The sequence below is a fragment of the Rhodobacter sp. P1_C2 genome, assembly GCF_056406375.1.
Genome location: NZ_JBFUAG010000013.1, coordinates 129617 through 141809, shown reverse-complemented (window position 1 = coordinate 141809; position 12193 = coordinate 129617). Strand labels below are relative to the sequence as shown.

12 protein-coding genes are annotated in these 12193 nt (G+C 65.6%); 9 read left to right on the top strand and 3 right to left on the bottom strand.

All coding sequences use genetic code 11. From position 1 onward, the window contains the following. Positions 1–86 precede the first annotated feature (86 nt). A complete protein-coding gene (mnmA, locus tag AC1DZT_RS20370; protein WP_478008479.1) occupies positions 87–1217 on the bottom strand; it encodes a tRNA 2-thiouridine(34) synthase MnmA in 1131 nt (376 codons plus the stop codon). Positions 1218–1341: 124 nt separating this feature from the next. Between mnmA and sciP the strand changes: the two genes are divergently transcribed. The 4 genes from sciP to recG all read left to right on the top strand — a co-directional run bounded on the left by sciP (position 1342) and on the right by recG (position 6673). Next, the gene (sciP, locus tag AC1DZT_RS20365; RefSeq protein ID WP_478008478.1) at positions 1342–1620 is read left to right on the top strand and encodes a CtrA inhibitor SciP; all 279 of its coding nucleotides are present in this window, start codon (positions 1342–1344) and stop codon (positions 1618–1620) included. A gap of 92 nt (positions 1621–1712) precedes the next feature. Continuing rightward, a complete protein-coding gene (ctrA, locus tag AC1DZT_RS20360; protein ID WP_478008477.1) occupies positions 1713–2423 on the top strand; it encodes a response regulator transcription factor CtrA in 711 nt (236 codons plus the stop codon). A 54-nt stretch (positions 2424–2477) separates the two neighbouring features. Further along, entirely contained in the window at positions 2478–4592 is a 2115-nt protein-coding gene (ligA, locus tag AC1DZT_RS20355; RefSeq protein WP_478008476.1) for an NAD-dependent DNA ligase LigA, read from the top strand. Beyond that, positions 4589–6673, top strand: coding sequence for an ATP-dependent DNA helicase RecG (gene recG / locus AC1DZT_RS20350; protein ID WP_478008475.1), 2085 nt, complete (start codon positions 4589–4591; stop codon positions 6671–6673). Before ligA ends, recG begins: the two co-directional genes overlap by 4 nt. Before the next feature lie 353 nt (positions 6674–7026). On the opposite strand, the gene AC1DZT_RS20345 is transcribed toward recG, so the two are convergent. Beyond that, entirely contained in the window at positions 7027–7482 is a 456-nt protein-coding gene (locus tag AC1DZT_RS20345; RefSeq protein ID WP_478008474.1) for an iron-sulfur cluster assembly scaffold protein, read from the bottom strand. 78 nt (positions 7483–7560) lie between these two features. Between AC1DZT_RS20345 and hisI the strand changes: the two genes are divergently transcribed. Next, positions 7561–7920, top strand: coding sequence for a phosphoribosyl-AMP cyclohydrolase (gene hisI / locus AC1DZT_RS20340; protein ID WP_478008473.1), 360 nt, complete (start codon positions 7561–7563; stop codon positions 7918–7920). Here the strand turns inward: hisI and AC1DZT_RS20335 are convergent. Continuing rightward, the gene (locus AC1DZT_RS20335) at positions 7866–8099 is read right to left on the bottom strand and encodes a hypothetical protein (protein ID WP_478008472.1); all 234 of its coding nucleotides are present in this window, start codon (positions 8097–8099) and stop codon (positions 7866–7868) included. The two genes, hisI and AC1DZT_RS20335, sit on opposite strands and share 55 nt — an antisense overlap. A gap of 140 nt (positions 8100–8239) precedes the next feature. Between AC1DZT_RS20335 and AC1DZT_RS20330 the strand changes: the two genes are divergently transcribed. The 4 genes from AC1DZT_RS20330 (at position 8240) to AC1DZT_RS20315 (ending at position 12158) form a co-directional block, all read left to right on the top strand. Then, positions 8240–8782 (top strand): isopentenyl-diphosphate Delta-isomerase, encoded by a 543-nt coding sequence (locus tag AC1DZT_RS20330; protein WP_478008471.1) that lies wholly within the window; start codon positions 8240–8242, stop codon positions 8780–8782. A gap of 147 nt (positions 8783–8929) precedes the next feature. Further along, on the top strand, positions 8930–9571 hold the full coding sequence (locus AC1DZT_RS20325; RefSeq protein ID WP_478008470.1) for a protein-L-isoaspartate O-methyltransferase family protein: 642 nt from the start codon (positions 8930–8932) through the stop codon (positions 9569–9571). 94 nt (positions 9572–9665) lie between these two features. After that, positions 9666–11051, top strand: coding sequence for a TolC family outer membrane protein (locus AC1DZT_RS20320; protein ID WP_478008469.1), 1386 nt, complete (start codon positions 9666–9668; stop codon positions 11049–11051). A 138-nt stretch (positions 11052–11189) separates the two neighbouring features. After that, positions 11190–12158: a hypothetical protein gene (locus tag AC1DZT_RS20315; RefSeq protein WP_478008468.1), complete on the top strand. Its 969-nt coding sequence runs from the start codon at positions 11190–11192 to the stop codon at positions 12156–12158. Positions 12159–12193 lie beyond the last annotated feature (35 nt).

The window sequence follows — 12193 nt, the reverse complement described above, 5'->3', positions numbered from 1 at the left end:
CTGCCGCCCCCCGCACCCCCCGCCTCAAGGGGAGGCACGCCTCCCCTTGAGAAACCCCAGTGGATATTTGTGCCAGTATGAAAGGGTTACTTGCCGCGCCAGACCCAGCCGCCGCCGAGGACGCGGGTCGAGTTCGGGGCGTAGAAGACGCAGGCCTGACCGGCGGAGACGCCATCCTCGGGGTCGAGGAGTTCGACCTCGGCCGTGGTGGGCGACAGCGGGCGGATGATCGCGGCGCGCGGCGGGCGGGTCGAGCGGACCTTGACCTCGATGTGATGCTCCTGCCCGTCGAAGGGGGCGTCGCCGAGCCAGTTGATCTCGCGCACCGGGATGATCCGGGTGGCCAGCGCCGATTTCGGGCCGACCACGACGCGGCGGGTTTCCGGGTCGAGGCGCAGGACATAGATCGGCTCTTCCAGCCCGCCGACGCCGATGCCGCGGCGCTGGCCGACGGTGTAATGGATGACGCCATTGTGCTGGCCGAGGACATTGCCCGCCAGATCGACGATCTCGCCGGGGTCGGCGGCGCCGGGGCGCAGCTTTTCGATCACCGCGGCGTAATTGCCGTTGGGCACGAAGCAGATGTCCTGGCTGTCGGGCTTGTCGGCGACCGAAAGCCCGTATTTCGCCGCCAGCGCCCGGGTTTCCGCCTTGGAGCCGAGGTGGCCGAGCGGGAAGCGCAGGTAATCGAGCTGGTCGGGCGTGGTCGAGAAGAGGAAATAGCTTTGGTCGCGGTTGGCATCGGCGGCGCGGTGCAGTTCGGGGCCGGCGCCTATCTTGCGCTGGATGTAATGGCCGGTGGCCATGCAATCGGCGTTCAGATCCTTGGCGGTGGCCAGGAGATCCTTGAACTTGACGCGCTCGTTGCAGCGGATGCAGGGGACGGGGGTGGCGCCGGACAGATAGGCGTCGGCGAACTCTTCCATCACCGCCTCGCGGAAGGTGTTCTCGTAATCGAGGACGTAATGCGGGAAGCCCATCTGTTCGGCCACCCGGCGGGCATCATGGATGTCGCGCCCGGCACAGCAGGCGCCCTTCTTGGCCAGCGCTGCGCCATGGTCATAAAGCTGCAGCGTGACGCCCACCACGTCATAGCCTTCTTCCTTCAGCATCGCCGCCACGACCGACGAATCGACGCCACCCGACATGGCCACAACGACGCGGGTATCCGCCGGGGCCTTGGGAAGCCCAAGAGAATTTAGTTTTACGTCCAGCATGATTGCGGCCAAGTTGAGGATTTAGACCCGCAATATAGGAAAATGCCGCGCAGTCTCAACCCCTCGCTTCACCCTTGCTTAAGGACGCTGGGGCATTTTGGCCCCGTTGGACGAGGATAGCCCCATGTATCTCAAGAAAGTCGATGGCCCGCGCCAGGTCACATTGCCGGATGGCAGCATCCTGAGCCGTGCCGATCTGCCCCCACCCGATACGCGCCGCTGGGTGGCCAGTCGCAAGGCCGTGGTGGTCAAGGCGGTGCTTTACGGGCTGATTCCCGAGGCCGAGGCGCTGGACCGCTACGCCCTGTCGGAGGAGGAGTTTGCGCTTTGGCGCGATGCCGTCGAAAAATACGGGGACAAGGCCCTGCGCGTCACGACTATCCAGAAGTATCGACAACTTTAAGTTGTTTTCCGAAATCGTTCTGGCAGAGTAACTCTTGATTAACCATTGCCCGCCAAAGTCGTTAATGGACAGTCGAGACGGAGTTCTGAAAGATGCGTATACTGCTGGTGGAAGACGACCCTACGACCTCTCGCAGCATCGAATTGATGCTGACACATGCGAATCTTAATGTCTATTGCACAGATCTTGGGGAAGACGGCATCGATCTGGCGAAGCTTTATGATTACGATCTCATTCTGCTGGATTTGAACCTGCCCGATATGTCGGGCCACGAGGTATTGCGCCAATTGCGGCTTGCCCGGATCGAAACGCCGATCCTGATCCTCTCGGGTTCCGACGATACAGAGAACAAAATCAAGGGCTTCGGCTTTGGCGCGGATGATTACCTGACCAAACCCTTTCACCGCGAGGAATTGGTGGCCCGCATCCATGCGATCATCCGCCGCTCCAAGGGTCATTCGCAATCGGTGATCCGGACCGGCAAGGTCCAGGTCAATCTCGATGCCAAGACCGTCGATGTCGAAGGGGCCGCGGTGCATCTGACCGGCAAGGAATACCAGATGCTGGAACTGCTCAGCCTGCGCAAGGGCACTACCCTGACCAAGGAGATGTTTCTTAACCATCTCTACGGCGGCATGGACGAGCCGGAGCTGAAGATCATCGACGTTTTCATCTGCAAGCTGCGCAAGAAGCTGGCCGAGGCGACGGGGGGCCACAATTACATCGAAACCGTCTGGGGCCGCGGCTATGTGCTGCGCGAACCTTCGATGGGCGAGGTGCCGCGCCTGGCCGCCAGCGCCTGAGGCTGGAAATCCGCGCTGACCGCCCGTAAACCTATGGCGCGAGCAGAGGGGCGGATGATGGACAAGCGGGTGGAAGATCTGACCGAGGCCGAGGCGCGTGCCGAACTGGACCGGCTGGCCCAGGCGCTGACAGCGGCGAATACCGCCTATCACACGCTGGATGCGCCCGAGATTTCGGACGCGGACTATGACACGCTCAAGCGCCGCAACGCTGCGATCGAGGCGCAGTTTCCGGCCCTGAAGCGCGCGGACAGCCCCACGGACCGAGTCGGGGCAACGCCGGCCTCGGGCTTTGGCAAGGTGCCGCATCGGGTGCGGATGCTGAGCCTGGAGAATGCTTTCGCCGAAAGCGACGTGGTGGATTTCGACGACCGGGTGAAGAAATTCCTCGGGCTCGGCCATGTGACCTATACGGCGGAGCCGAAGATCGACGGCCTCTCGCTGAACCTGCGCTATGAGGCGGGCCGTCTGGTCCAGGCCGCCACGCGTGGCGATGGCGAGACGGGCGAGGATGTGACCGCCAATGCCCGCACGATCGCCGATATCCCGCACAGCCTGACCGGGGCGCCCGATGTGCTGGAGGTGCGGGGCGAGGTCTATATGTCGCATGAAGATTTCGCAGCCCTCAACCTGCGCCAGACCGAACGCGGTGAAAAGACCTTTGCCAACCCGCGCAATGCCGCTGCCGGCTCCTTGCGGCAGCTTGATCCGACGATCACCGCCGCCCGGCCGCTGCGCTTTTTCGCCTATGCCTGGGGCGAGATCTCCGAACCGCTCGGGACTTCGCAGCTTGCATCAATTGCGCGCTTCAAGGACTTGGGATTTCAGGTAAATCCCTTGACGGTACTCTGCGAGAATCCAGCAGATTTGATCGCGCAATACCGCAAGATCGAGGCGCAGCGCGCGACCCTCGGCTATGATATCGACGGCGTGGTCTACAAGGTCAACGACCTCGGCCTGCAGGGGCGGCTCGGCTTCCGATCCTCCACCCCCCGCTGGGCGATTGCGCATAAGTTCCCGGCCGAACTGGCCTGGACCCGGCTGCTGGCGATCGAGATTCAGGTCGGCCGCACCGGGGCCCTTTCGCCCGTGGCGCGGTTGCAGCCGGTGACGGTGGGCGGGGTCGTCGTCTCCAACGCGACGCTGCACAACGAGGATTACATCGCCGGTCGCGATTCCAAGGGCAACCCGATCCGCGAGGGCAAGGACATCCGCGAGGGCGACTGGGTACAGGTCTACCGTGCGGGCGATGTGATCCCCAAGATCGCCGACACCGACCTGAGCCAACGCAAGGACGGCGCGCAACCCTATGTTTTTCCGCAGATTTGCCCGGAATGCGGCAGCGTCGCGCACCGCGAGCCGGGCGATTCCGTCCGCCGCTGCACCGGGGGTCTGATCTGCCCGGCGCAGGGTGTGGAAAGATTGAAGCATTTTGTCAGCCGTGGCGCCTTTGACATCGAGGGCCTCGGGGCCAAGCAGATCGAAATGTTCTATGCCGACCCCGATCTGCCGATCAAACAGCCGGCAGACATCTTCACCCTTGCTGCAAGAGACGCGGCCAGCCCTCTGAAAAAGCTGAAGAATCGCGATGGTTTCGGCGAGAAATCCGTCACCAACCTTTTCGCCGCGATCGAGGCACGGCGGCGCATCCCGCTCGACCGGCTGATCTTCTCCCTCGGCATCCGCCATGTGGGCGAGGTGGCCTCAGGCGTCATCGCGCGCCATTACGGCACCTGGCCAGCGTTTGAGGCCGCCGTGACCGTGGCAAGCCCGGGCACGCCGGAATGGGACGATCTTCTCTCGGTCGACGGCATCGGCGAGGTTCTGGCGCAAAGCCTGACCGACGCTTTCCGCAACCCGGCCGAACGCGCCGCGATCGACGCGCTGGTCTCCGCGCTGGAGGTGCAGCCCGTGGCGGCGCGGGCGGTGGTTGCCTCTGATATTGCAGGGAAAACCCTCGTCTTCACCGGCACGCTGGAGAAGATGAGCCGGGCCGAGGCCAAGGCAAGGGCCGAGGCGATGGGGGCCAAGGTGGCGGGCTCGGTCTCGGCGCGCACCGATCTGGTGATCGCGGGGCCGGGGGCGGGCTCCAAGGCCAAGGATGCCGAACGGCTCGGTGTGAAGATGATCGACGAAGACGCCTGGATCGCGCTCGCGGGCCTTTCATGAGCCGTCCGGAAATCCTGTTTCCGCTTTACGCCGCGCTGGACACGCTGGAAGGGATCGGGCCCAAGACCGCCAAAGCGCTGGAGCCTTTGGGCGTTGAAAAGCCTAAGGATTTTCTGTTCCTTCTGCCGCATTCCGGGGTGGACCGCAGCCGCAAACCCTCGATCCGCGCGGTGGAGGCGCCGGCGGTGGTGACGGTGGAGGTGGAGGTCGGCCTGCATATCCCGCCGCGGCAGAAGGGTCGGCCCTACCGCGTGAACGTGCAGGATGCCGAGACGGAGTTCCAGCTTGTCTTCTTTCACGCCCGTGCCGATTACCTGCGCGAGCTGTTGCCGACCGGGCAAAGGCGCGTCGTCTCCGGGAAAATCGAGATTTTTGATGGGGTTGGACAGATGGTTCACCCCGATCATGTGCTGCGCCCCGAAGAGGCCAAGGCGCTACCTGCCTTCGAGCCGGTCTATCCCCTGACCGCGGGCGTCACGCAAAAACAGATCGCCAAGGGGGTCGCGGGCGCCTTGGCGCGCACGCCCGAGATGCCGGAATGGATCGACGGGCCGCTCAAGGCGCGGGAGAACTGGCCGGATTGGCGCACGGCCCTGGTGGCGGCGCATCGGCCCGAAGGCGCGATCGACCTTCTCCCCGAGGCGCCGGCGCGGGCGCGGCTGGCCTATGACGAGCTTTTTGCCCATCAGCTGACCCTGTCGCTGGCCCGTGCAGCCCTGCGGCGGGGCAAGGGACGGTCGAGCCTCGGCGATGGAAGATTGCAGCGCAAGGTCTTGCAATCCTTGCCTTATCAGCCGACCGGCGCACAGGTTCGCGCGGTGGCGGAGATTGCCGCCGACCTGGCCTCACCCCTGCGGATGAACCGGCTTTTGCAGGGCGATGTCGGCTCGGGCAAGACGCTGGTCGCCTTTCAGGCTTTGCTGATCGCGGTGGAGGCGGGCGGGCAGGGTGTGATGATGGCGCCGACCGAGATCCTCGCCCGGCAGCATTTCGACGGTTTGGCGCCGCTCGCCCAAAGCGCCGGGGTCAGGCTGGAGATGCTGTCGGGCCGCGACAAGGGGGGGGAGCGGGCGAAGAAGTTGGCCGACCTCGCCTCGGGTGCGATCGAGATTTTGGTGGGCACCCATGCCGTCTTCCAGAAAGACGTGCAATTTCATGATCTTCGGCTGGCCGTCGTCGACGAACAGCACCGCTTCGGCGTGGCGCAGCGGATGGAGCTTGGGTCCAAGGGGCAGGCGGCGGATGTGCTGGTGATGACGGCCACGCCGATCCCGCGCAGCCTGGCGCTGGCCTCTTATGGCGACATGGATGTGTCGGTGCTGGATGAAAAGCCGGCGGGTCGGAAGCCGATCCGCACCGCCCTGATCTCGGATGCGCGGATGGAGGAGGTGGTGGGCCATCTCGCCAAGGCGGTGGCCGAGGGGCGGCAGGCCTATTGGGTCTGCCCGCTGGTCGAGGATTCGGAGGTGATGGACTATGCCAGCGCCGAGGCGCGCTTTGCCTCGCTGCGCGCGGCCTTCGGCGATGTGGTGGGTATGGTTCACGGCCAGATGCCGCCGGCCGAGAAGGATGCCGCCATGGCGCGCTTCGTGGCGGGGGAGACCAAGGTTCTGGTCGCCACCACGGTGATCGAGGTCGGGGTCAACGTGCCCAATGCCTCGATCATGGTGATCGAGCGGGCCGAGGTCTTCGGTCTGGCCCAGCTGCACCAGCTGCGCGGGCGGGTCGGGCGGGGCAGCGCCGAATCGACCTGCCTTCTGCTTTACCAGGCGCCGCTCGGCGCCTCGGGGGAGCGGCGGCTCAAGGTGATCCGCGACACCGAGGACGGCTTTCGCATCGCCGAGGAGGATCTGACGATGCGTGGCGCGGGCGATCTGATCGGCACGGCTCAATCCGGCCTGCCGCGCTTTCGCATCGCGGATCTGGAACGGCAGGCGGGTTTGATGGCCGTGGCGCAAAGCGATGCGCGGCGGCTTCTGGCGGAGGACCCCGCCCTTGAAAGCCCGAGGGGGCGGGCGGCGCGGGGTCTGCTGTGGCTGTTGGATCAGGACCGGGCGATCCGGCTACTGACGGTTGGTTAGGGTTTGTTCCGCATAAGTTCTCAAAAAGTTCTTTACAGGTGGTTAATGATATGAGAACAATCGAGCAACAGAAACGGAAACACCCTGAATCCTACGGAGACGCCGATGTTTGCTCGTATCGCCCGCCAGTTCGCCGCCCTCGGGGCCGATGTTGAAGATGTGGCCGGTGTCGCCACCCTGTTCATGGTGCTGTTTCTGGGCCTGACCCTGTCGGGCGTTGCCTGATCTGCCGCTGTGTTCTGCCTGCGTTTCTGCCGGCCGCGTTGCCTGACGCCTGTCCCGCCCGCATGAATGAAACGCCACTTCCGCCGCCATCCCCCAAGGATGCGCGGCGGTTTTTTATGGGACAAGGGTCAGACGCCGACGGCTGCCTTGGCTTCGGCGGCGGCGATGGCCTCGACCGTGGCCTCCAGCGCCAGGAGGATCGAGGCGTGGCGATTCTTGTACTCACGGGCCGGGATCAGCACTTCGTAGCCGTCAAAGGGGGCGGCGGGGACGGGGCCGCCGGCTTTCAGCATGGCCGAAAGCGCGTCGCGCGCGGCCTCAAGCTCGGCCTTGCTGCGGCCGATCACCACCTCGCCCAGCACGGCGGCAGAGGCCTGACCCAGGGCACAGGCGCGCACATCCTGGGCAAAGTCGGCCACCTTGCCGTCCTGCATCACCACATCCACCCCGATCGTCGAACCGCAGAGCGGCGAGCGTTTGCGGGCCGAGCCCGAGGGCGCCTCGAGATGGCCGAGATGCGGGATATCGGCGGCCAGCGCCAGGATGCGGCCGGAGTAGAGTTTGACAAGGTCGGTGTCGCTCATGGCGGGTCTTTCGCTCTGGTCCGGCGGTTGCTCCTCGCCTAGATAGGCCCGACACGCCCGTTCGCCAAGGAGATCCCGATGGTCTTTGACCCCGCCACGCTGAAATTTGATGCCCAGGGCCTGATCCCCTGCATCGCGCAGGAGGAAGGCAGCGGCGAGATCCTGATGTTCGCCTGGATGAATGCGGCCTCGGTGGCGAAGACGCTGGAGACCGGGCATGTCACCTATTGGTCGCGCTCGCGCCAGAGCTTCTGGGCCAAGGGCGAAAGCTCGGGCCATGTGCAGGAACTGGTCGAGCTGCGGATCGATTGCGACCGCGACAGCCTGCTGGCGGTGGTGCGCCAGACCGGGCCTGCCTGCCACACCAACCGGCGCAGCTGTTTCTATACCGCGATCCGCGACGGTTCCGAGGTCGAGATCATGGCGCCGATGCTCTGATCCGGCGCAGGGCTGCGCCGCATCGGCCAGCCGGGGCGGGGGCCGGTGCGGGCCGCTTCGGCGGCATCGCCGATCAGCAGCGCCTCGCGCCGCTTCAGCCGGGCCATTTCGCGGCGGATGTCGGACAGGGCGGTTTCGATCTGGTGGCGGGTCAGGCCTTCGGCTGCGGGTTCGATCATCGGGTCCTCCGTTCTGGTGACCCGCCCAGCTTGCGCCAGAGCCGTTAACGAAACGTCAGCAAGCCAGCGAAAGGTCGGCAGGGCTGCCAAAGGTCTGGGGGTTGCGGCCAAAAACCCGGCGGGCTAACCAAGGGCCCATGATGACGCTTGACGAGACAGAAGAGATGATCCCGGCCTGGGTGGCGGGGCGTCTGACGCCGGTGGAAAAGCTCAGCGTCCATCGCCAGGGCCTGCGCCACAAGGCGGTTTCGGTCTTTGTGATGGAGGGCGACCACATCCTTTTGCAGCAGCGCGCTTTCGGCAAGTACCACTCGGGCGGGCTCTGGGCCAATACCTGCTGCACCCATCCGCGCTGGGGCGAGGCGGACAATGCCTGCGCGCGTCGCCGTCTGCAGGAAGAGCTGGGCATCTCCGGCCTTGCCGTCCGCCCGGCCGGCATGGTCGAATACCGCGCCGATGTTGGCAATGACCTGATCGAGCATGAGGTGGTCAGCGTCTTCATGGCCAAGGCGCCCCTGCGCCCGGTCCTGTGGCCCGACCCCGAGGAAGTGGCCGATACGACATGGATGACGCTGGCCGAACTCGATGCCGCGATTGCCGAGGACCCGGCCCGCTTCACCCCCTGGCTGCGCATCTACCTCTCCGAACATCGTGAGCGTCTTTTTGGCAGCCTCGCCGATTGATGCCATGTTTTGCCGCGATCCGAAGCACTTGGCGGTGCTGACCGGTTGCTCCTTCATTCCAACTGTGGCAAGACAGGCCGCAACATGCAGCGCATGATGGCGCTGCGTGACATCAGGATAACCCAGCCTTTGCCGGAATCGAGCCAGATGAGTGATTTTTCCGCCCGCCGCGTGATGATGGTCGATACCCAGGTGCGCCCGCAGGACGTGACCAAATTCCCGATCATTGCGGCCATGCTTGCCGTCCCGCGCGAGCATTTCGTGCCCGAGGCCGCCCGCGAAGCCGCCTATGTCGGCAACAACATCCCGCTCGCGCCGCGCCGCGTGGTGCTGGAGGCGCGCAGCCTTGCCAAGCTTCTCGATGCGCTTGACGTGACGCCGGGGGAGAAGGTGCTCGATCTTGGCGCCGGCCTTGGCTATTCCAGCGCGGTTCTGGCCGAGATGGGCTGTGATGTCGTCGCCGTCGAGGAAGATGCCGCGATGGCCGCTCTGGCCGCGCAGAAGCTGGAAGGTCTGGCCAAGGTCGTGACCGGGCCGCTGACCGCCGGTGCGGCCAGCGACGGACCCTACGACATCATCCTCGTCGAGGGCGGGGCGGAGGCCTTTCCGGCGGCGCTTGAGGCGCAGCTGAAGGAAGGCGGCCGGATCGGGGTGATCTTCATGGAGGCCGCCCTGGGCATCGCCCGGATCGGCCACAAGCTGGACGGCAAGATCAGCTGGCGTTTTTGCTTCAATGCGACCGCTCCGGTGCTGCCGGGGTTCGAGGCGCAGCGCGGCTTCGTTCTCTAAGGTCCGGGCTCCTCCGAGCGCGGGTCTTCAATGCCAGGGCCACAAAGCCCGGCGCAATGCGCCCCGCGAAGGGCGCGGTCCGATGAGGTGGATGATGCGGAAAGTCCTGAGTGCCCTGCTTCTTGGTGCGGTCTCTTTTGCGCCCGGTGCGCTTTGGGCGGAAACCCTGACCGATGCCCTGATCTCGGCCTATCGCAACTCGCATCTGCTGGAGCAGAATCAGGCGGTGCTGCGGGCGGCGGACGAGGATCTGGCCACGGCGGTTGGCACGCTGCTGCCGGTGGTGAGCTTTGCCACCTCGATCGTGGACAGCCGCGGCGAGCCGACCTCGCTTTTCGCGGCACCCGGGCGCGTCACCTCGGCCAGCGGCGTGATGAGCCTGACCGCCTCGCTGACGCTCTTTGACTTCGGGCGCAACCGAACCACGATCGCGCTGAAGGATGAACTGGTGCTGGCCTCGCGCTCCTCGCTGGTCAATGTCGAACAGCAGGTGCTGCTGGATGCGGTCTCGGCCTATGTGAACATGGCCCTGCAGCTGCAACTGGTCGGGGCGCAGCAATCCAACGTCCATCTGGTCAGCCAGGACTTGCAGGCGACGCAGGACAAGTTCGACGTGGGCGAAGTGACCCGGACCGACGTGGCCCTGGCCCAGGCGCAGCTGGCTTCGGCCAATGCCTCGCTGGCCGCGGCCCAGGGCAACCTGAACGTGGCGCGTGAACGCTACAACGCCGCCATCGGCCATTACCCCAGCACCCTCGCGCCCCTGCCGCGCACGCCCTCGCCGGTCAAGACCGTGGCCGAGGCGCGCAGCGTGGCGTTGCGCGGTCATCCGGCGGTGATCCAGTCGCAGCATCAGGCCAAGGCTTCCGATCTCAACGTGCTGCTCGCCAAGAAGCAGATGAGCCCGACGATCACCGGCAAGGCCTCGATCTCGAACTCCTTCACGGCGGATTCGGGCAAGTCGCCGACCGAGGGCGTGGAGCTGGACTTCAACCAGACGCTTTATGCCGGCGGACGCCTGTCCTCGGCCTTCCGTCAGGCGATTGCCAACCAGCAGGCCTCGCATGCCGCCCTGATGCAGACCGGGGTCAATGTCGATGAGTCGGTGGGCAAGGCCTGGTCGAACATCCTCGTCTCGCGCGCCTCGATCAGCGCCAGCGACGAGCAGATCCGCGCCGCCCAGGCCGCCTATGACGGCGTCAAGCAGGAGGCCGCCCTCGGCAGCCGGACCACGCTGGACGTGCTGAGCGCCGAGCAGACCCTGCTCAATGCCAAGACGGCACGGCTGCAGGCCGGGGCCAACCTCTACATCAGCCAGTATTCGCTGCTGTCGGCGATGGGCCTGCTGACCGCCGACAAGCTGCATCTGGGCATCCCGACCTTCGACCCCGAGGCCTATTACAACGCGGTGAAACACGCCCCGGCCACCTCGCCCCAGGGGGCAAAGCTTGACCGGATTCTGAAGACTCTGGGCAAATAAACGTCACAGTTTAGCCGATCGTTAATGCTGGCCATCGCACTTCCTTGTGCGATGGCCTTTATTCCCATAGACTTGCCGCAATCCGCCCAGACAGAAGCGGGAATGTTTATGAGTGACGGCAACGGGACCAGAGCAAACATGTCAGAGCCAATGACTTCCGGCACCACAGAAGATGTTCTGACGTCGATCCGGCGTCTGGTTTCGCAAGATCTGCGGCCCGCGCCGATGCCGCCGCGCAGCCCCGCGGTCACCCCGACTGACGGCGCCCCGGCGGCGCAGATCGTCTCGCGCATCGTCGTCTCCGACAAGCTGATCCTGACGCCGGCCCTGCGCGTCGTCTCCTCGCGAGAGGCAAAGCCGGCCGAGGCCGCGCCGTCCGCCGATGCGCCGAGCCTGGCCGCTTCCGCCGCCACCATGCTGCCGCCTTTGGCCAAACCGCAAGGCCCCTTGCCCCGCCTGCATCTGGAGGCCGCGCATTCCGCCGCGTTGGGTGCCGCGGCGCAGGCCAAGACCCCTGACCTCGTGGCCGCTTTGAGCCAGGCCGTCGACCAGCGTGCCGCCCTCGATTGGGAATCCGAAGCCGGCGAGAACGGCGATGATACCGAGGCGCTGAACTGGGACAATTTCGTTTTCGTCCGCCGCTCGATGCAGGACCTCTGGGCCGCCCGCGGCTCTGACAGCGCCGCGACCACGCCCGCCGCAGCCACGCCGCCCGCGGCGTCCTCCCCCGCAACCGCCGCGCCGCAGGCCGAAGAGGCCCCGGCGCTCGACGCCGTGACCGATGCCGTCACCGCAGCCTGGGCCGATGCCGCCGAGGCCGAGGTGATCGCCGGCCTGCGCGATCTGGGGATGCCGGAGGCGGCCGAGCCCTTGACCAAGGCAGAGGCCGCGCCCGCCCGCGACCCCGAAGTCGCCACCGCCGAGGTGATCCCCGGTGTGGCGCAAACCGAAGACGATATCTTTTCGGAACAGGTGCTGCGCGAACTGGTGCGCGACCTGATCCGCGAGGAGTTGCAGGGCGGCCTTGGCGAAAGGATCACCCGCAACATCCGCAAGCTGGTCCGGGCCGAGATCGCCCGCTCGCTGGCGGTGCAGGATCTCAGCTGATCTTCGCAAGCCTTCTGCCGCCCAAAACAAAAGCG

What these genes read in the sequence shown, in the direction of transcription:
- mnmA (WP_478008479.1), bottom strand. Translation starts at nt 1,217, where the DNA reads ATGCTGGACGTAAAACTAAATTCTCTTGGGCTTCCCAAGGCCCCGGCG.
- sciP (WP_478008478.1), top strand. Translation starts at nt 1,342, where the DNA reads ATGTATCTCAAGAAAGTCGATGGCCCGCGCCAGGTCACATTGCCGGAT.
- ctrA (WP_478008477.1), top strand. Translation starts at nt 1,713, where the DNA reads ATGCGTATACTGCTGGTGGAAGACGACCCTACGACCTCTCGCAGCATC.
- ligA (WP_478008476.1), top strand. Translation starts at nt 2,478, where the DNA reads ATGATGGACAAGCGGGTGGAAGATCTGACCGAGGCCGAGGCGCGTGCC.
- recG (WP_478008475.1), top strand. Translation starts at nt 4,589, where the DNA reads ATGAGCCGTCCGGAAATCCTGTTTCCGCTTTACGCCGCGCTGGACACG.
- AC1DZT_RS20345 (WP_478008474.1), bottom strand. Translation starts at nt 7,482, where the DNA reads ATGAGCGACACCGACCTTGTCAAACTCTACTCCGGCCGCATCCTGGCG.
- hisI (WP_478008473.1), top strand. Translation starts at nt 7,561, where the DNA reads ATGGTCTTTGACCCCGCCACGCTGAAATTTGATGCCCAGGGCCTGATC.
- AC1DZT_RS20335 (WP_478008472.1), bottom strand. Translation starts at nt 8,099, where the DNA reads ATGATCGAACCCGCAGCCGAAGGCCTGACCCGCCACCAGATCGAAACC.
- AC1DZT_RS20330 (WP_478008471.1), top strand. Translation starts at nt 8,240, where the DNA reads ATGACGCTTGACGAGACAGAAGAGATGATCCCGGCCTGGGTGGCGGGG.
- AC1DZT_RS20325 (WP_478008470.1), top strand. Translation starts at nt 8,930, where the DNA reads ATGAGTGATTTTTCCGCCCGCCGCGTGATGATGGTCGATACCCAGGTG.
- AC1DZT_RS20320 (WP_478008469.1), top strand. Translation starts at nt 9,666, where the DNA reads ATGCGGAAAGTCCTGAGTGCCCTGCTTCTTGGTGCGGTCTCTTTTGCG.
- AC1DZT_RS20315 (WP_478008468.1), top strand. Translation starts at nt 11,190, where the DNA reads ATGTCAGAGCCAATGACTTCCGGCACCACAGAAGATGTTCTGACGTCG.